This window comes from Pseudomonas sp. USTB-Z (genome assembly GCF_019691255.1).
Classification (GTDB): Bacteria; Pseudomonadota; Gammaproteobacteria; order Pseudomonadales; family Pseudomonadaceae; genus Aquipseudomonas; species Aquipseudomonas alloputida.
In genome coordinates, this window is the sequence record NZ_JAECZP010000003.1 from 139,180 (window position 1) to 155,479 (window position 16,300).

The 16,300-nt window shown below is 60.7% G+C and carries 17 protein-coding genes and 2 tRNA genes; 8 read left to right on the forward strand and 11 right to left on the reverse strand.

Annotated features, from left to right (window positions below; translation table 11 throughout):
* Positions 1 to 3: 3 nt before the first annotated feature.
* From I8746_RS04625 to I8746_RS04635, 3 genes are read right to left on the reverse strand one after another with little or no spacing between them, the layout of a single operon-like run.
* On the reverse strand, positions 4 to 999 hold the full coding sequence (locus I8746_RS04625; RefSeq protein ID WP_221100208.1) for an ABC transporter permease: 996 nt from the start codon (positions 997 to 999) through the stop codon (positions 4 to 6).
* Complete coding sequence (locus I8746_RS04630; RefSeq protein ID WP_221100209.1) at positions 996 to 2,549, reverse strand: sugar ABC transporter ATP-binding protein; 1,554 nt, start codon at positions 2,547 to 2,549, stop codon at positions 996 to 998. The genes I8746_RS04625 and I8746_RS04630 overlap by 4 nt, the downstream gene beginning before the upstream one ends.
* Before the next feature lie 20 nt (positions 2,550 to 2,569).
* Positions 2,570 to 3,529, reverse strand: coding sequence for a sugar ABC transporter substrate-binding protein (locus I8746_RS04635; protein ID WP_012052887.1), 960 nt, complete (start codon positions 3,527 to 3,529; stop codon positions 2,570 to 2,572).
* 367 nt (positions 3,530 to 3,896) lie between these two features.
* Between I8746_RS04635 and I8746_RS04640 the strand changes: the two genes are divergently transcribed.
* Positions 3,897 to 4,985, forward strand: coding sequence for an asparaginase (locus I8746_RS04640; RefSeq protein WP_003250634.1), 1,089 nt, complete (start codon positions 3,897 to 3,899; stop codon positions 4,983 to 4,985).
* A 123-nt stretch (positions 4,986 to 5,108) separates the two neighbouring features.
* On the opposite strand, the gene I8746_RS04645 is transcribed toward I8746_RS04640, so the two are convergent.
* Complete coding sequence (locus tag I8746_RS04645) at positions 5,109 to 6,983, reverse strand: sigma 54-interacting transcriptional regulator (protein ID WP_088512872.1); 1,875 nt, start codon at positions 6,981 to 6,983, stop codon at positions 5,109 to 5,111.
* 201 nt (positions 6,984 to 7,184) lie between these two features.
* On the opposite strand from I8746_RS04645, the gene cynS reads away from it, so the two are divergent.
* From cynS to I8746_RS04665, 4 genes are all read left to right on the forward strand, one after another.
* Positions 7,185 to 7,625, forward strand: a complete 441-nt coding sequence (gene cynS, locus I8746_RS04650; protein WP_014591564.1) for a cyanase — start codon at positions 7,185 to 7,187, stop codon at positions 7,623 to 7,625.
* Positions 7,626 to 7,688: 63 nt separating this feature from the next.
* Positions 7,689 to 8,513, forward strand: a complete 825-nt coding sequence (locus I8746_RS04655) for a formate/nitrite transporter family protein (RefSeq protein WP_060537405.1) — start codon at positions 7,689 to 7,691, stop codon at positions 8,511 to 8,513.
* A gap of 220 nt (positions 8,514 to 8,733) precedes the next feature.
* The gene (locus tag I8746_RS04660; RefSeq protein ID WP_004574330.1) at positions 8,734 to 8,976 is read left to right on the forward strand and encodes a DUF1654 domain-containing protein; all 243 of its coding nucleotides are present in this window, start codon (positions 8,734 to 8,736) and stop codon (positions 8,974 to 8,976) included.
* 6 nt (positions 8,977 to 8,982) lie between these two features.
* On the forward strand, positions 8,983 to 9,675 hold the full coding sequence (locus I8746_RS04665) for an endonuclease (RefSeq protein ID WP_221100210.1): 693 nt from the start codon (positions 8,983 to 8,985) through the stop codon (positions 9,673 to 9,675).
* A 3-nt stretch (positions 9,676 to 9,678) separates the two neighbouring features.
* On the opposite strand, the gene I8746_RS04670 is transcribed toward I8746_RS04665, so the two are convergent.
* From I8746_RS04670 to I8746_RS04685, 4 genes are all read right to left on the reverse strand, one after another.
* Positions 9,679 to 10,104 carry a hypothetical protein gene (locus I8746_RS04670; protein ID WP_003250560.1) on the reverse strand — a complete coding sequence of 142 codons (426 nt, stop codon included), beginning with the start codon at positions 10,102 to 10,104 and terminating at the stop codon, positions 9,679 to 9,681.
* Positions 10,105 to 10,358: 254 nt separating this feature from the next.
* A complete protein-coding gene (locus I8746_RS04675; RefSeq protein WP_012052893.1) occupies positions 10,359 to 10,928 on the reverse strand; it encodes an SPOR domain-containing protein in 570 nt (189 codons plus the stop codon).
* A 131-nt stretch (positions 10,929 to 11,059) separates the two neighbouring features.
* Positions 11,060 to 11,136: transfer RNA gene (locus I8746_RS04680), tRNA-Val, on the reverse strand.
* Positions 11,137 to 11,308: 172 nt separating this feature from the next.
* Positions 11,309 to 11,385, reverse strand: a tRNA-Val gene (locus tag I8746_RS04685).
* A 203-nt stretch (positions 11,386 to 11,588) separates the two neighbouring features.
* Here I8746_RS04685 and I8746_RS04690 point away from each other — a divergent pair.
* Entirely contained in the window at positions 11,589 to 12,872 is a 1,284-nt protein-coding gene (locus I8746_RS04690) for an FAD-binding oxidoreductase (RefSeq protein ID WP_012052894.1), read from the forward strand.
* Between the two features lie 111 nt (positions 12,873 to 12,983).
* On the opposite strand, the gene I8746_RS04695 is transcribed toward I8746_RS04690, so the two are convergent.
* A complete protein-coding gene (locus tag I8746_RS04695; protein WP_012052895.1) occupies positions 12,984 to 13,718 on the reverse strand; it encodes a peptidase C39 family protein in 735 nt (244 codons plus the stop codon).
* A 166-nt stretch (positions 13,719 to 13,884) separates the two neighbouring features.
* Here I8746_RS04695 and I8746_RS04700 point away from each other — a divergent pair, with 166 nt between their 5' ends.
* Positions 13,885 to 14,058 (forward strand): hypothetical protein, encoded by a 174-nt coding sequence (locus tag I8746_RS04700; protein ID WP_012052896.1) that lies wholly within the window; start codon positions 13,885 to 13,887, stop codon positions 14,056 to 14,058.
* Positions 14,059 to 14,187: 129 nt separating this feature from the next.
* Here the strand turns inward: I8746_RS04700 and I8746_RS04705 are convergent, their stop codons facing one another.
* Positions 14,188 to 14,940 (reverse strand): TerC family protein, encoded by a 753-nt coding sequence (locus tag I8746_RS04705; RefSeq protein WP_003250551.1) that lies wholly within the window; start codon positions 14,938 to 14,940, stop codon positions 14,188 to 14,190.
* Positions 14,941 to 14,968: 28 nt separating this feature from the next.
* Positions 14,969 to 15,208, reverse strand: a complete 240-nt coding sequence (locus I8746_RS04710; protein WP_003250549.1) for a hypothetical protein — start codon at positions 15,206 to 15,208, stop codon at positions 14,969 to 14,971.
* A 132-nt stretch (positions 15,209 to 15,340) separates the two neighbouring features.
* On the opposite strand from I8746_RS04710, the gene nhaR reads away from it, so the two are divergent.
* Positions 15,341 to 16,234, forward strand: coding sequence for a transcriptional activator NhaR (gene nhaR / locus I8746_RS04715; protein WP_004573709.1), 894 nt, complete (start codon positions 15,341 to 15,343; stop codon positions 16,232 to 16,234).
* Positions 16,235 to 16,300: the final 66 nt, after the last annotated feature.

The following is a 16,300-nucleotide window of genomic DNA, read 5'->3' on the forward strand; positions in this document are numbered from 1 at the left end:
GTGTCAGTTCCGCCGGCCTGCGCGCCGGCTACGGTAAGTGTCGAGCACAACGGCGATGACGATCACCGCCCCGGTGATGATGCGTTTGGTCGGCTCGCTGGCGCCGATCTGCGCCAGCCCGGCGGCCAATACGGAAATGATCAGTACGCCAAAGAAGGTGCTGATGACCGAGCCACGCCCGCCCATCAGGCTGGTACCGCCGATCACGACGGCGGCAATGACCTGCAGCTCCAGGCCAGACCCGGCGTTGGGGTCGGCGGCTTCCAGCCGCGAGATCTGGAACAGTGCGGCCAGGCCGGCGAGCAGGCCCATCAGGGCGAACACCAGCACTTTGTAAGGGCGCGGATCGATACCGGCCAGGCGCACGGCCTCTTCATTGGTGCCGATACCGATCAGGTAACGGCCGAACACCGTACGCGTCAGTACCAACTGGGCGAGCACGATCACCAACAAGGCGATGATGAACGCTGGCGAAACACCAAAGGCGACCGGGTTGGAGAACCAGGCGTAGGCGTCGCCGATATAGGCGGTGCGCGAGTCGGTGAACTGGTAGGCCAGGCCACGGGCCATCTCCAGCACACCAAGCGAGACGATGAACGACGGGATGCGCCAGGCCACGGTGACGCCACCGGTAATGCTGCCGGCCAATGCGGCCACAGCCATGCCCAGCAGCGCCGAGGGCAGCACGCCCCAGCCCCAGCCGAGTATCGCCACGCTCACCGTCGAGGCGGCCAGCGCCAGCACCGAGCCCACCGACAGGTCGATGCCGCCGATGATCAACACGAAGGTCATGCCCACCGCCAGCACCATCAGGTCCGGGATCTGGTTGGCCAGCGTGCTGAAGGTGCCATACGACCAGAAGTGGCTGCTGAGGAACGAGAACAGCACGATCATCGCCAGCAAGGCGCCAGCCAGGCCCAGGTAGGTGCCCAGGCCAAAGTAGGTACCGCTGCGGCGCACGGGGGTGGCTTCCTGGTTGTTGAGCGGGGTGGTTTTCATGCATCCATCCTGGGGGCTGCATCATGCAGCAGCGCGTCACGTTTCTGATAACCGGCGAAGGCGGCGGCAAGCAACCGGTCCTGGCTCCAATGATCACGCGCGAAGGTGTCGATCAGGCGGCCGGCAGACAGCACGGCGATGCGGTCGCAAATCAGCATCAGTTCTCGCAGGTCACTGGACACCACCACCAAGGCCTTGCCTTGGCGCGCCAGCTCGGCCAGCAGGCCATAAATGTCGAACTTGGCGCCCACATCGATGCCACGCGTGGGTTCGTCGAACAGCAGCACCTGGCAATCGCGCTCCAGCCAGCGGCCGATCACCACTTTTTGCTGGTTACCGCCAGACAGCTCACCCACCACCTGCTGCGCGCCGGCACTGCGAATGCGCATGGCCTGGATCTGGCGTTCGGCCAAGGCTTTTTCCGCTTCGCCATCGAGCACGCCGGCCCGCGATACCGCGCCCAGGTTGCCCAATGCAATGTTGGCGCTGATCGACTGCGTCAACAGCAGGCCCTCGCCTTTGCGGTCTTCGGTTATCAGCGCGATACCGGCCCGCACTGCAGCCTTGGGCGAGTCGATGTTTACCGCCTGCGGCGGTTGGCCGAGCGCGATACCGCCGCTGTCGGCGCGATCGGCACCATAGATCAGGCGCAACAGCTCGGTACGGCCGGCGCCGATCAGGCCAGAAATGCCAAAAATCTCCCCTGCCCTGACTTCGAACGACACCTCGCGCACCTTGTCGCCGCGGCACAACTTGTCGACCTTGAGCAGCGGTGCACCCATCTGCCGTCGGCCAAGGTCGATATGCTCGCCCAGCTCGCGGCCGACCATCAGGTTGACCAGCTGGGCGCTGCTGTAGCGCTGGATCGGCTCGTCGCACACCAGCTTGCCATCGCGCAGCACAACGATGCGTTGGGCCACCCGCTGCAACTCTTCCAGGCGATGCGAGATATAGACGATGGCCACGCCGCGCGCGCGCAGGCGCTCGATCTGGGTGAACAGCAACGCCACCTCGCGCGCAGTGAGCATGGCAGTGGGTTCATCCAGGATCAGCACATGGCAGTCACCGATCAGGTTGCGGGCAATCTCGACCATTTGCTGATGGCCGATGCCCAGCTCGCCGACAGGGGTGTCCGGGTCGATGGCGTCGAGCCCGACCCGAGCCATGGCGGCCGTTGCCAGCTGGCGCAGGCGCTTGTGGCTGATCCAGCCGAAACGGCTGGGCAGGTTGTCGAGAAACAGGTTTTCCGCCACGGTCAGCGTCGGCAGCAGGTTCAGCTCCTGCATGACCATGCGCACACCAAGGCGTTCGGCCTCGCTGCGGCTGCCGGGCGCGTAGGCCTGGCCACGGTAGGTCATGTGCCCGGTGGTGGGCACCTCCAGGCCGCTGATGAGCTTGGACAACGTACTCTTGCCCGCGCCGTTCTCGCCGGTCAGGGCCAGCACTTCACCGGCGCGCAGGCTCAGGCTGACCTCGCCGAGCACGGGCTGGGCGTAGGTCTTGCCCAGGCCGCTGGCGGCAAGCACCACTTCATTGGCCGATGCAGGCATGGCCGATTCTCCTGGCAGCATCAGGGCTTCTTGGTGATGAGTTCGACCGGGGTCTGAATGACGTTGTCGGCATCGACATCAGGCTTTTCGCCCTTGACCATTTTCAGCGCCGCCTGAATGCCATACACCGCCTGCTGGCTGGCGGCCTGGTCGAGGGTGGCAAGCACGCGACCGTCTTCAAGCATTGGCTTGATGGCATTGATGTTGTCATAGCCCACCACTTGCACCTGGCCGGCCTTGCCAGCGGCACGCACGGCGGACACAGCGCCCAGTGCCATGCTGTCGTTTCCGGCCAGCAAGGCCTTCAGGTCGGGGTATTCGTTGAGCATGGAGGCGGCGACGGCATTGCCTTTGTCGATCTCCCAATTGCCGCTTTGTACCGAGACGATGTTCATCTGCGCGGCGTCCATGGCGTCCTTGAAGCCGGCGGTACGCTGCTGGGCATTGGTGGTGGTCGGCACGCCTTCGATAATGCCCACCTGGTCGCCGGCCTTGAGCTTCTGGCTGGCCAGGTAATCGCCAACCAGGCGCGCGCCCTTGCGGTTGTCGGGGCCGACGAAGGGAACGCTGATGCCTTTGCTCTTGAGCAAGTCAGGGTCCAGACGGTTGTCGATGTTGATCACCACCACGCCCTGGTCCATGGCCTTCTTCACCGCCGACACAAGTGCTTTCGAGTCAGCCGGTGCAATCACCAGCGCCTTGGCGCCGGCATTGACCATCTGCTCGACGATGCGGATCTGCTCGCCAGTGTCGGTCTCGTTCTTGATGCCGTTGGCGATCAGGTCGAACTCGTCGGCGTGGGTTTTCTGGTAGTCCTTGGCGCCGTCTTCCATGGTGCGGAAGAACTCGTTGGCCAGCGACTTCATGACAAGGGCGACCTTGGGCTTGTCTTCAGCCTGGGCGGCAGACAATGGCAAGGCGAGGCTAAGCGAGGAAATGACAGCGAGGGCCAGCAGACGACCGGGGAACGGCAGCTTCATGAACGATGACTCCGAATCTTGTGTTTTTTATCGGATCGCAAACGTTTGCGTTGACCAACTATGGTAACAGGACCGTTGTTTGTCAAATCCGTTTGGCTGTCGGAGGCCAATGTGCTGCCGGGGCCGATTATGCAGGCTTTTCCGAAAACCCGAACACCTTTTCCTTTTTTTGTTCGGAATTACGAATGCAATGCTGCCTTTGGCAGGCGCGGCTCGGTGCAACACCACACATTGCCGGGGCTGCTACGCGGCCCCTTGCAACGCAAGGCCGCTCCAACCCAGGCAACGCGTGGTGCCTTGGTACGAAAAATGCCTATAGCCCTGCGCGACTCAATAACTATCTCACTAGGAAGCGAGAACAATAACGATGAATGCCGCACTCAAAACCTTCGCCCCCAGCGCACTCGCCCTGCTGCTGATCCTGCCATCCAGCGCCTCGGCCAAAGAAGCCGAAACCCAACAGAAGCTGGCCAACGTGGTCATCCTCGCCACCGGCGGCACCATTGCCGGCGCCGGCGCCAGCGCAGCCAACAGCGCCACTTACCAGGCTGCCAAGCTGGGCGTCGACAAGCTCATCGCCGGCGTGCCAGAACTGGCCGACATCGCCAACGTACGCGGCGAGCAAGTGATGCAGATCGCCTCCGAGAGCATCAGCAATGACGACCTGCTGAAGCTGGGCAAGCGCGTCGCCGAGCTGGCCGAAAGCAAGGACGTGGACGGCATCGTCATCACCCATGGCACCGACACCCTCGAAGAAACCGCCTACTTCCTCAACCTGGTAGAGAAGACCGACAAGCCAATCGTGGTGGTCGGCTCCATGCGTCCGGGTACCGCCATGTCCGCCGACGGCATGCTCAACCTGTACAACGCCGTGGCCGTAGCCAGCGACAAGCAGTCGCGTGGCAAGGGCGTGCTGGTGACCATGAACGACGAGATCCAGTCCGGCCGCGATGTAAGCAAGGCGGTCAACATCAAGACCGAAGCCTTCAAGAGCGCCTGGGGCCCGATGGGCATGGTGGTGGAAGGCAAATCGTACTGGTTCCGCCTGCCGGCCAAGCGCCATACGGTCAATTCCGAGTTCGATATCAAGCAGATCAGCAGCCTGCCGCAGGTGGACATTGCCTATGGCTATGGCAACGTCACCGACACCGCCTACAAGGCGCTGGCACAGAACGGCGCCAAGGCGCTGATCCATGCCGGTACCGGCAACGGTTCGGTATCGTCGCGGGTAGTCCCGGCGCTGCAAGAACTGCGCAAGAACGGCGTGCAGATCATCCGCTCGTCGCATGTCAACCAGGGTGGTTTCGTACTGCGTAACGCCGAACAGCCGGATGACAAGAACGACTGGGTCGTGGCTCACGACCTGAACCCGCAAAAAGCGCGGATCCTGGCGATGGTGGCAATGACCAAGACCCAGGACAGCAAAGAGCTGCAACGCATCTTCTGGGAGTACTGATCAACCCCCCATGGCCGGTGCCCCACATCACCGGCCATGCTTCCGTTCCAGATCAACCCGTCCCGCCGCCACTCAACTGGGGCTCGCATCAGCGGGTTTCTTCTCTGGCTTGCGCAAGCGGCTCTATTTGTAATCTCTCGGATCAACGCCCCACTTCTTGAGTCGAGACGCCAAGGTTGTGGGCTTCAACCCCAGCAATTGCGCAGCACCACCCTCGCCGGAGACTTTCCCTGCTGTTCGTTTGAGCACAGAGATCGCATTCAGCTTCATCTGCCGCTCCCAGTCTTTGTCGGCAGTCGGCTCAGGCTGGCATTGTGCAATTGAAGATACTGGGCCACTGGACGGGCCGTTTGGCGCCAGAACCTCATGAAAGCTCACGCGACCGTCTCGGGAGACGATGGTCTGTCGCTCAATCACATTTTGAAGCTCGCGGATGTTGCCTGGCCAGGCGTACTGCTGAAGCACCGCGACTTGGGTCAGCGACATGCGAATGCCCGGCTTGTTAAACGCCAGGCTAGCCCTTTCAAGAAAATGGCTGGCGAGCAACGGAATGTCCTCAAGTCGCTCCCGCAAGGGCACCGAGCGTATAGGGAACACATTCAAGCGGAAGTATAAATCTTCCCGGAACGCCCCTCGGGCGACCATATCGCGCAGGTCACGGTTCGTTGCGGCGATAACTCGCACATCAACGGCCCTGGTGCGATTGTCGCCTACAGGCTCAAACTGGCGGTCCTGTAGAACACGGAGCAACTTGCTTTGTAGCTCCAGCGGAATCTCTCCCACCTCATCGAGAAACAAGGTTCCGCCGTCTGCCAACTCAAAGCGACCCACTCGGTTGCTGACCGCTCCGGTGAAGGCCCCTTTGAGGTGGCCGAAGAACTCGCTCTCGAACAATTCACGGGGCACCGCGGCGCAATTGACCCGAATCAGAGGGCGGTCGCGCCGGGGGCTGCTGGCATGAATCGCGCGAGCCACAAGCTCCTTACCCGTGCCTGACTCGCCGGTGACCAACACGTTGGCGTCGGTAGCTGCGACCAGGTCGATCTGCTGTAACAGATGCTTGACCGCTGGGCTTTCGCCGACGATCTCGTGGTGATTGCCGTGGGCGTTGATTTCCTCCTGCAGGTATTGGTTTTCCATCTCCAACCGAGTCTTCAACTGCTCTACTTCACTTAGCGCATCGCGCAGGCGCGCTTCAGTGCGCTGTCGTTCGCGGATGTCCCGAAACAACACCACCGCCCCCACCAGCCTTCCCATCTCGAAGATTGGAGTGCTGGTGTACTCGACGGCGATTGGTTCGCCGCTCTTGTGCCAGAACACCTCGTGGTCCACGCGATGAACTTGTCCATCGCTGAACGAAGCATGGATGGGGCACTGATTGACCTCGAACGCACGCCCGTCGCTATGGCTGTGGTGGAACAAATGGTGGGCATCCTGGCCAATCATGTCGACGGCACTCCACCCCAAAATACGCTCGGCGGCGGGGTTGATGAACGTGGTCTGGCCCCGGGTATCGAGCCCATAGATGCCCTCGCCAACTGCACCAAGAATCAGCCGGTTTTGCTGCTGGATGCGCTCGAACACCTGGCTGATCCGCTCCCATCCCACGTGACCCAAACGGTGTTGGCGGCGCGCCTCTGCACGGTTACGGCGCTGCTCCAGAAGGTCCCGGCGCTGCACCGCCAGTACAATTTTCCCGCCATCAACCGCGCTAGCCGAAACCTCCACCGCTATTTGCCGCAGTTGCAGATCCACCAGCAGCAGGTCGTCCGACCACGCTTCGCCTTGAGTCAGCACCTCATCCGTAAAGCTCACCCACAGTGCGATTCCCCCTCGCAGAAAATGGCTAAAGGCATGACCGGGCAGCTCATTTGCGGCGCAGCCCAGTAAATCAAGCGCGGCGTTGTTGGCTTGCAGTACCCGATCATCTACCGGGTGGATTAACAGCATGGCAACGGCGGAGTCGGCAGCGACTCCGAGGGCGACGGCGTCTGTCACGGATGGATATCCTCGAACCGATTTTCACGACATTTCGTGAACAATATTACGACCGTTCGTGATTTACGAAATTTCGTAAATAAACCTCGCCATCAAACAAAAAATAACTCAATAAAATCATGCAGATACAAAAAACAGGAGATTGGCACATCTCTCGCTATGGGTGTGTTCACCTTAAACCAAACTGCGGGAGCAGAAATAATGGACAAACTTGAAATGCATCACCTGATCATGGCCGCGAAAGCACGCAAGGGCCTGAGCTGGGATGATCTTGCCAACGCAGTGGGCAAGGCCCCGGTATGGCTTGCATCGGTCTGCTATGGCATGAACAGCGCGCCGCTGGAAGTGGCAACGCATCTTTGCGAGGTATTGGAGCTGGATGATCAAGTCGCCACCACCTTAACCGCTTTCCCAGTCAAGGGCTGGGACAAGTCCATCCCTCAAGACCCGCTGATCTATCGACTGTACGAAGTCGTGGGCGTCTATGGCCCGACCCTGAAAGACGTGATCCAGGAAAAATTTGGCGACGGCATCATGAGTGCCATCGACTTTTCCATGCATGTCGAGCGAATCGAAGACCCCAAAGGCGACCGGGTTCTGTTGACCCTCAATGGCAAGTTCTTGCCATACCGCTCCTGGTAAACCCATCCAACCTTCGGCACCCCTCAGGGGTGCCGCCTATGACCCGCAACTGAGGGAGCCGCCATGTCCTATCTGCTACCCACCGACTTTGTCACCAAGATGCTCGATGCCGGCGCATCAAAGGTCCACATGTCCACTCGCGACACGCTGATCCGCAGCTACATGGCCGGGGCAATTCTGGCCCTGGCGGCCGTATTCGCAGTGACCATCGCAGTGCAGACAGGCTCAGCCCTGCTAGGCGCAGTACTGTTTCCGGTTGGTTTTTCAATGCTCTACCTTATGGGCTTCGACCTGCTCACTGGGGTCTTCATGCTCACCCCGCTGGCATTACTGGACAAACGTCCCGGGGTCACCGTTAGGGGAATTCTGCGCAACTGGGGCCTGGTGTTCGTCGGCAACTTCGCCGGCGCCCTTACGGTCGCCTGCATGATGGCCTTCGTCTTTACCTATGGTTTCCATGCTTCCCCCGGTGCCGTGGGAGAGAAAATTGCCAGCATCGGTGAGGCCCGCACCTTGGGTTACGAGCAATACGGGCTGGCAGGCTGGTTGACGATCTTCCTGCGTGGCGTGCTGTGTAACTGGATGGTGTCGATGGGCGTGGTCGGCGCGATGATCTCCACCTCTGTGAGCGGCAAGGTGATCGCCATGTGGATGCCGATCATGCTGTTTTTCTTCATGGGCTTCGAGCACTCGGTCGTGAACATGTTCCTGTTCCCTTCCGCAATGATCATGGGCGGCGACTTCTCGCTCATGGACTACCTGGCGTGGAACGAAATCCCCACCGTACTGGGCAACCTGGTGGGCGGCCTGGCCTTCACAGGCCTGACGCTGTACGGCACCCACATCCGTACGGCCGCGAAGAAAGCCACCAGCGCAACAACCTGCTGAAGCGACAAAGAAGGCAGGCAGCCTCAGTCGCCGCCTGTCTCACTTCATACCCAGGACAAAAAAGAGGTTTTGCTTTGCACTACTACTAACCCGAACATCGTTTACATTTCAGAACGGTGTCATGGCTTACGGACCAACGCTGGATTTCCCCTGACAAGCTGTTGCGAATTTACTTACAGTGAAATACTGTATGCACATACAGCAAAACAAGGAAAATCCTGTGTCCAGCACCGCCTCCGCCACCCCGAGCAGCTATGAACAGCTGGGTGTACGCATCCAGAAGATCATCAACAGCCCCACCGCCCAGCGCAGCCGTGCGGCGCTGATCTTCCGCCTGGAACAGGAAAGCCCGGATGACTGGGAGACCCTGCTTCAGGAGATTGCAGAAAACGACAACGTCACCCTCGCCCATCGCGACGATGGCGGTGTGCAGATTTTCTGGACCGTACCGAAGGAAGATTGACTGCGCATGAGAGTTTCGCTTTTCGCAGCAGCTTGCCTGTTACTGACCACTCCCCTTGTTCAAGCCGACGCCCCGCGCACCTTCCAGGAGGCCAAGAAGGTCGCCTGGAAGCTCTATGCGCCGCAATCAACCGAGTTTTATTGCGGCTGTAAATACAAAGGCAACAAGGTCGACCTGGCATCTTGCGGCTATACCCCACGCAAGAACGCCCAGCGCGCGTCGCGCATCGAGTGGGAGCACATCGTACCCGCCTGGCAGATCGGCCATCAGCGCCAGTGTTGGCAGAGCGGCGGGCGCAAGCAGTGCTCGCAGCATGACGAAGTGTACCAACGCGCCGAAGCCGACCTGCACAACCTGGTGCCAAGCATCGGCGAGGTCAATGGCGACCGCAGCAACTTCAGCTTCGGCTGGCTACCAGAACAACGCGGCCAGTATGGCCGCTGCCTGACCCAGGTCGACTTCAAGGCCAAGAAGGTGATGCCGCGCCCGTCGATCCGCGGCATGATCGCCCGCACCTACTTCTACATGAGCAAGCAGTACAACCTGCGCCTGTCCAAACAGGACCGCCAGCTGTTCGAAGCCTGGAACAAGACCTTCCCGCCGCAAGCCTGGGAGCAGCAACGCAACCAACAGGTCGCCTGCGTGATGGGGCGAGGAAACGCGTTCGTGGGGCCGGTCAACCTCAAGGCGTGCGGTTGATCCTCAGGCCAGCGCCTGTAAATAGGCACTGGCTTGGCGATAACGGGCCAGCCGCGCCAGGTCGGCGGGGCCCGGGCAAGGGATGCGCGAGAGGTCGCTGTTGTCGGCCAGATCAGCCAGCTTGACGGTGCGCGCCAACGGGTCTTCGCCCAGGCGCACCACGAAATCCTGGTAAGGCTCGCCTTCGCGGCGGCTAAGCGCCAGCAACGCAGCCAGGATTTTCAGCGCGAAGCCCTCACGCGCTAGGTCGGACAGGGTCAACGGGGTGTCTTCGATCACATCGTGAAGCACCGCCACAATCCGCTGCTCAGGTGTGGAAACCCGCATCATCACGCGTAACGGGTGGAGGATGTAAGCCGCCCCACCCTTATCGTATTGCCCTTCATGCGCCCTGGCGGCCACGGCAATGGCCCGCTCCAGTGTAGACATGAGGCCCTCCCCGTTTGGCATCTCCCAACCCAAGCATAGCCAAACTTGTGTGAACAGCGCCTGACACAAGCCTTGGTCGCGGCGCCACTGTACCGGCTTAGGCGCTGTACGATAAGCCTTGATACTTGTTCATGCTGCGTTGAAAACAGCCTGACCTGCGTCTCAAGACTTTGCGTACAGCCTCTAGTGTGGTGTTTCACAAATAACGACCATAACTCGCGAGCGATTTTTGGCCGTATTTGCAAAACACCACACTAGCGTGCTGCGCCGTGCTGGATGACCACCGAATCGGTACCAAGCTTGGCCATCACTTCATCCCTGCGCGCTTGCGCTTCTTCGCGGGTGGGGAACGGCCCCATCAGCACCACCGGCTTGCCGTCACGGTACTCCACCGAAGACGGGATGCCCTTTTCGATCAGGCGCGCCGTCATATCGCTGAGTGCGCCCATGTTGGCGCCCTGTACCACTTCCACATCCCACCCCTGGGGCGCCGGCTGGTCTGCCAGCGCCTCGGCACGGCGCTGCAGGTCGGCTCCGCCGCAGAGCTCACGGATACGCAGGTTGTTGCCGGTTTCGTCAACGATGATGTCGTACTGGCCATCGCGCTTGATCGCCACGTAGCTGCGGTAAGCTTCGTACTGCCCGGCATCGTCCTTGCCACGGACCTGACCGCAGATGGTGCCCTGGGTGTCGATCCGCACGTTGCCGAACTTGGCAGTCTTGGGGTTATGCAGGTGTTCGGCCACCTGCTTGTGCACGCCTTCGACCTCGTTCTCACAGCCCGCCAGGGCGAGCACTGCCATTACCACAGCCAGTTTGCGCACGCGTGTACCTCCAGATTCGAAGGAGCGGATTCTAGCACGCCGGGTATGCCCCGAACCGCGACCAAACGTTACACGCTGCTTCGGGCGCAAATGCAAAAAGGGCGATCATTTCTGATCGCCCTTTTTCGATTTGGTAGGCACAATTGGACTCGAACCAACGACCCCCACCATGTCAAGGTGGTGCTCTAACCAACTGAGCTATGTGCCTGTCGTGTGGTGCGCATATTAGTGGCGCGATGCGTACCTGTAAAGCTTTTTTTTGAGAAAAATCAAAAACTTTCGAATGAAAGCGCTTTGCGTCCATGCCGCGGTTTTCCCACTCGCGCGGCAGTGGACAATGAAAAAAGGGGTGACCCTTTCGGATCACCCCTTTTTCGATTTGGTAGGCACAATTGGACTCGAACCAACGACCCCCACCATGTCAAGGTGGTGCTCTAACCAACTGAGCTATGTGCCTGTCGTGTGGTGCGCATTCTACGCATTACAAAAACTCTGTCAACACTTTTTTTCGCGCTAACCTACTGAATCTTAAACTCTTTATAGAGAGGCGGGCTGAGGGGGGCCCCGTAAAGGATTTTCACCAGACGACTAGCGGGTGTTTATTATTATTGATAGCATCGGTACATTCGTTAAAAATATAAAACACGAGGTTCCTGCAGCATGGCTAACACCCCCTACCCCCAGTCCTACTACGCCGCCTCGGCCAACCCGGTGCCGCCACGTCCGGCGCTGCAGGGTGAGGTGGAAACCGATGTGTGCATCATCGGTGCCGGCTACACCGGCCTGTCCAGCGCCCTGTTCCTTCTGGAGAACGGCTTCAAGGTGAGCGTCGTCGAAGCGGCCAAGGTCGGCTTCGGTGCATCGGGCCGCAACGGCGGCCAGATCGTCAACAGCTACAGCCGCGACATTGATGTCATCGAACGCACCGTCGGCCCCAAGCAGGCACAACTGCTGGGCCACATGGCCTTCGAGGGCGGGCGCATCATTCGTGAACGCGTGGCCAAGTACAACATTCAGTGCGACCTGAAAGATGGTGGCGTATTCGCTGCCCTTACCAGCAAGCAGATGGGCCACCTGGAATCGCAAAAGCGCCTGTGGGAACGCTTTGGCCATAATCAGTTGGAGCTGATGGACCAGAAGCGCATCCGCGAAGTGGTTGCCTGCGACAGCTACATCGGCGGCATGCTCGACATGAGCGGCGGCCACATCCACCCGCTGAACCTGGCCCTGGGTGAAGCTGCCGCGGTCGAGTCGCTGGGTGGCATCATCTATGAGCAAACCCCGGCCGTGCGCATCGAACGCGGTGCCAACCCGGTCGTGCATACCCCGCAGGGCAAGGTCCGCGCCAAGTTCATCATCGTTGCCGGCAACGCCTACCTGGGCAACCTGGTACCCGAGCTGGCCGCCAAGTCCATGCCATGCGGCACGCAGGTGATCACCACCGAGCCACTGGGCGAAGAACTGGCACGCACCCTGCTGCCGCAGGACTACTGTGTCGAGGACTGCAACTACCTGCTCGACTACTACCGCCTGACCAGCGACAAGCGCCTGATTTTCGGTGGCGGCGTGGTGTACGGCGCGCGTGACCCGGCCAACATCGAGGCGATCATCCGCCCGAAAATGCTCAAGGCCTTCCCGCAGCTGAAGAACGTGAAGATCGACTACGCCTGGACCGGTAACTTCCTGCTGACCTTGTCGCGCCTGCCACAGGTTGGCCGAATTGGCGACAACATCTACTACTCGCAGGGTTGCTCGGGCCACGGCGTGACCTATACCCACCTGGCGGGCAAGGTGCTGGCCGAGGCCCTGCGCGGCCAGGCAGAGCGTTTCGACGCCTTCGCCGGCCTGCCGCACTATCCGTTCCCGGGTGGCCAGATGCTGCGTGTGCCGTTCAGCGCCATCGGTGCCTGGTACTACAGCCTGCGCGATCGCCTGGGCTTCTGATGTAAGCAGGCCTGGCCTCTTCGCGGGCACGCCCGCTCCCACAGAATTTGTGCAGGTTGCATGGTTTCTGTGGGAGCGGGCGTGCCCGCGAAAGGGCCGGGACAGGCAATACTACTTGTTCAGGCTATTCACAGCCTGCTTCGCTGCAACCTCCTGCCCCGCCCGCGCCAGCTCATCCGCGGCCTGCAACCAGCGCTGACGATCCACTTGGGCCGGTAGCTGCCGTGGTGGCTGCACCAAAACCGCCCAACTCCCTTGCTTCGCCCACGCCGAGGCAAACTCGTCGAACGCCATCACCTGCCGCCGGTGCATGCCTGCGCGCAACAGCACCCGCTGCTTGTAGCGGTCATAACCGATCAAAACGGCATAACGGGGCTCGCCCCACCAGGCCGAACCGTCCTCGTAACGCAGCAGCACCGGGTTGCCCGCCGCCACTTGGGTCAGCAGCGCGTCCAGCTGTTGGTCCAACGGGTACACGACCATGCCGTACTCCCGCGCAACACGGGGGATGCCGGTGCCCAGCGCTTCAACGCCCTGGGGCAGGTTCAGCGGCTTGTCCAGCAGCCCTGGGGTGATTGGCGCCCCCTGCTGCGACAGCACTGCCGCCAGCGCCATGGCCCCGCTGTGGTTGGCGTTGCCACGGTAGAACGGCACGCTGCTGATCTCGACTCGCTGCGGCAGGCCCTTGAGGTTGCCGTGCGGTGCGCTGGCGCAGCCGGCCAGGGTGGCAGCCAGCAGGCAGGCCGCCAGTAGCCGCCGGGGGGCAGCCTTGAAGGAATGTTGCTCCATGGACACTCGCTTGTTCCAACGCCAGGCAGGCAGCGCCCGGCTCTGGCCACCGATCATAGGTCCGACAGCGGCGCGGGTATAGTCCGACAGCGCCTTGGAGCGAATCGGCCCTAGAGATAGACCATTGTTCGATGGAACGTCACAGACGAAGGGCTAGACTAAAGCAGTGTCTGGAAGGTAAACGCGGGCCAATCAAGCGCTTGCCGCAAAGATGGAGGCACAGATGAGCCTGACCATGGCAATTCTCATGCTGGTAGGCATGTGGCTGAGCGTCGCAGCCGCCATGCTGTGGGGTGTACTGCGTATCGTGCGGCGTCATGCACACCACCTGCCACCGCAGGCACCCGCCAAGCCACAGCCAGTAAGGCGGGCGCGGCGGCATGCCGGGGTGAGCTAACCTCAGGATTTCCCGAACCCCACTCACTGACAAGCCCGCTGCACAGGTATTCGCAATGTCAGTGCCACGCGAGGTACCTGTGGAAGCGGGCTTGTCCGCGAGAGGGACGCGAAGCGCCCCTTTTTTACATCAACCTTCAGCCGCCTCACGCTTCAGACGCGCTCGGCGGGCCAGGATGTTGAGGACCTCGATAGCCGTCGAGAACGCCATGGCCGCATACACATAGCCCTTGGGTACATGGGCGCCAAAGCCTTCGGCGATCAGCGTCATGCCGATCATGATGAGGAAGCCCAGCGCCAGCATGACCACGGTCGGGTTGTCGTTGATGAAGTTGGCCAGCGGGTCGGCGGCCACCATCATCACGATCACAGCCGTGATAACGGCGATAATCATGATGGGCAGGTGCTCGGTCATGCCCACGGCGGTGATGATGCTGTCGACCGAGAAGACGATGTCCAGCAGCAGGATCTGGAAGATCGCCGCAGCAAAGCCCAGGGTAACCGTGGAGGAGACTTTGGCTTCCTCCTTGGCGCCATGCGGGTCGACGTTTTCGTGAATTTCCTTGGTCGCCTTCCACAGCAAGAACAAACCACCGGCAATCAGAATCACATCCTTCCACGAGAAGGCGTTGCCGAACACTTCGAACACCGGGTCGGTCAACTGGACGATCCAGGCCACGGTGCTGAGCAAGGCCAGCCGCATGACCAAGGCCATGCTGATACCGATACGCCGCGCCTTGGAGCGGTACTCCACCGGCAGTTTGTTGGTCAGGATCGAGATGAAGATCAGGTTGTCGATGCCCAGTACAACTTCCATGGCCACCAGCGTAGCCAGGGCAACCCAGGCGGTAGGGCTAGCGGCGAGTTCCAGCAAATATTCCATTGTTCAAATCCTGCAGCAGCGGTTGGGGTCAGATTTCCTGGGTTTCTTCTTTCTTCTCGGCATCCTTGGGCTTCTGCCCTTCGCCGCCGATGGCTTCGCTCAGCGCCTGCTGGGCAGCCTTGTTGGTGTCGTCGATGGCCTGCTTGGCCGACTGCGCGGCCTGGTCGAGCATCTGCTGGGCGGATTTCTCGGCCTGGTCGCAGCCTGCCAGGGTGAACAGGGCCAAAGCCAGCACCAAGGGGGTGCCAATGGATTTGAGTTGCAGCATGGTGTCCTCGCTTGAAATAACCCGGCGGCGCATGGCGCCTGATAGCCGTGCATTCTAGAGACGGCAATAGTTCAGGAAAATTCGTATTTTCATGGCATATACTTCGGTTTTTACGAATCGGAACGACCGACGGTGCTTAACTATCGCCAGCTGCATTACTTCTGGGCCGTGGCCAAGACGGGCAGCATCACCCGCGCCAGCCAACAGCTGAACCTCACACCACAAACCATTAGCGGGCAGATCACCCTGTTCGAGCAAACCTACGGCCTGGAACTGTTCCAGCGCGCCGGCCGGCAGCTGGAACTGACAGAAACCGGCCGTCAGGCCCTGGTGTATGCAGAGCAGATGTTTCAGATCGGCAGCGAGCTCGAAGCCATGCTGCGTGCCGGCCCTCAGGAGCAGATCCTGTTCCGTGTGGGGGTGGCTGACGTAGTGCCCAAATCCATTGTCTACCGCCTGCTGGCACCGACCATGGACCTGGAAGAGGTGCTGCGCATCAACTGCCGCGAAGACAAACTTGAGCGGTTACTGGCAGACCTGGCTATTCAGCGCCTGGACTTGGTGATTTCCGACAGCCCCATGCCTAACCACCTGGACATCAAGTGCTACAGCCAAAAGCTGGGCGAGTGCGGGCTGAGCTTCTTCGCCACCCCGGCGCTGGCACAACGGCTTGAAGGCCCTTTTCCAGCTTGCCTGCAGGATGCTCCGCTGCTGGTTCCCGGCCAGGAGACCGTGGTAAGCAGCCGCTTGCTGCGGTGGCTGGGCGAGCAGCAGGTGCAGCCACGGATCGTGGGGGAGTTCGATGACAGTGCCTTGATGCAAGCGTTCGGGCAGTCGGGCAGCGGCATTTTCGTTGCGCCCAGCGTAATCGCCGAGGAGGTGTGCCGTCAGTATGGCGTGCAACTGATCGGGCAGACCGAGGCCGTGCACGAGTCGTTCTACGCCATTTCGGTGGAGCGCAAGGTCAAGCACCCAGGGATCGTGGCGATTACCGAGGGGGCGCGGCGGGAGTTGTTTCACTGGTAGCCATCCAAGCCTCATTGACTAGCAACAAGGCGCGCCGTGCCCACCAGGTGCTCTATGGTAAAGTCC

What these genes read in the sequence shown, in the direction of transcription:
- I8746_RS04700 (WP_012052896.1), top strand. Translation starts at nt 13,885, where the DNA reads ATGAGCCTGACCATGGCAATTCTCATGCTGGTAGGCATGTGGCTGAGC.
- I8746_RS04670 (WP_003250560.1), bottom strand. Translation starts at nt 10,104, where the DNA reads ATGTCTACACTGGAGCGGGCCATTGCCGTGGCCGCCAGGGCGCATGAA.
- I8746_RS04635 (WP_012052887.1), bottom strand. Translation starts at nt 3,529, where the DNA reads ATGAAGCTGCCGTTCCCCGGTCGTCTGCTGGCCCTCGCTGTCATTTCC.
- I8746_RS04640 (WP_003250634.1), top strand. Translation starts at nt 3,897, where the DNA reads ATGAATGCCGCACTCAAAACCTTCGCCCCCAGCGCACTCGCCCTGCTG.
- cynS (WP_014591564.1), top strand. Translation starts at nt 7,185, where the DNA reads ATGGACAAACTTGAAATGCATCACCTGATCATGGCCGCGAAAGCACGC.
- I8746_RS04695 (WP_012052895.1), bottom strand. Translation starts at nt 13,718, where the DNA reads ATGATCGGTGGCCAGAGCCGGGCGCTGCCTGCCTGGCGTTGGAACAAG.
- I8746_RS04705 (WP_003250551.1), bottom strand. Translation starts at nt 14,940, where the DNA reads ATGGAATATTTGCTGGAACTCGCCGCTAGCCCTACCGCCTGGGTTGCC.
- I8746_RS04665 (WP_221100210.1), top strand. Translation starts at nt 8,983, where the DNA reads ATGAGAGTTTCGCTTTTCGCAGCAGCTTGCCTGTTACTGACCACTCCC.
- I8746_RS04710 (WP_003250549.1), bottom strand. Translation starts at nt 15,208, where the DNA reads ATGCTGCAACTCAAATCCATTGGCACCCCCTTGGTGCTGGCTTTGGCC.
- I8746_RS04630 (WP_221100209.1), bottom strand. Translation starts at nt 2,549, where the DNA reads ATGCCTGCATCGGCCAATGAAGTGGTGCTTGCCGCCAGCGGCCTGGGC.
- I8746_RS04625 (WP_221100208.1), bottom strand. Translation starts at nt 999, where the DNA reads ATGAAAACCACCCCGCTCAACAACCAGGAAGCCACCCCCGTGCGCCGC.
- I8746_RS04690 (WP_012052894.1), top strand. Translation starts at nt 11,589, where the DNA reads ATGGCTAACACCCCCTACCCCCAGTCCTACTACGCCGCCTCGGCCAAC.
- I8746_RS04655 (WP_060537405.1), top strand. Translation starts at nt 7,689, where the DNA reads ATGTCCTATCTGCTACCCACCGACTTTGTCACCAAGATGCTCGATGCC.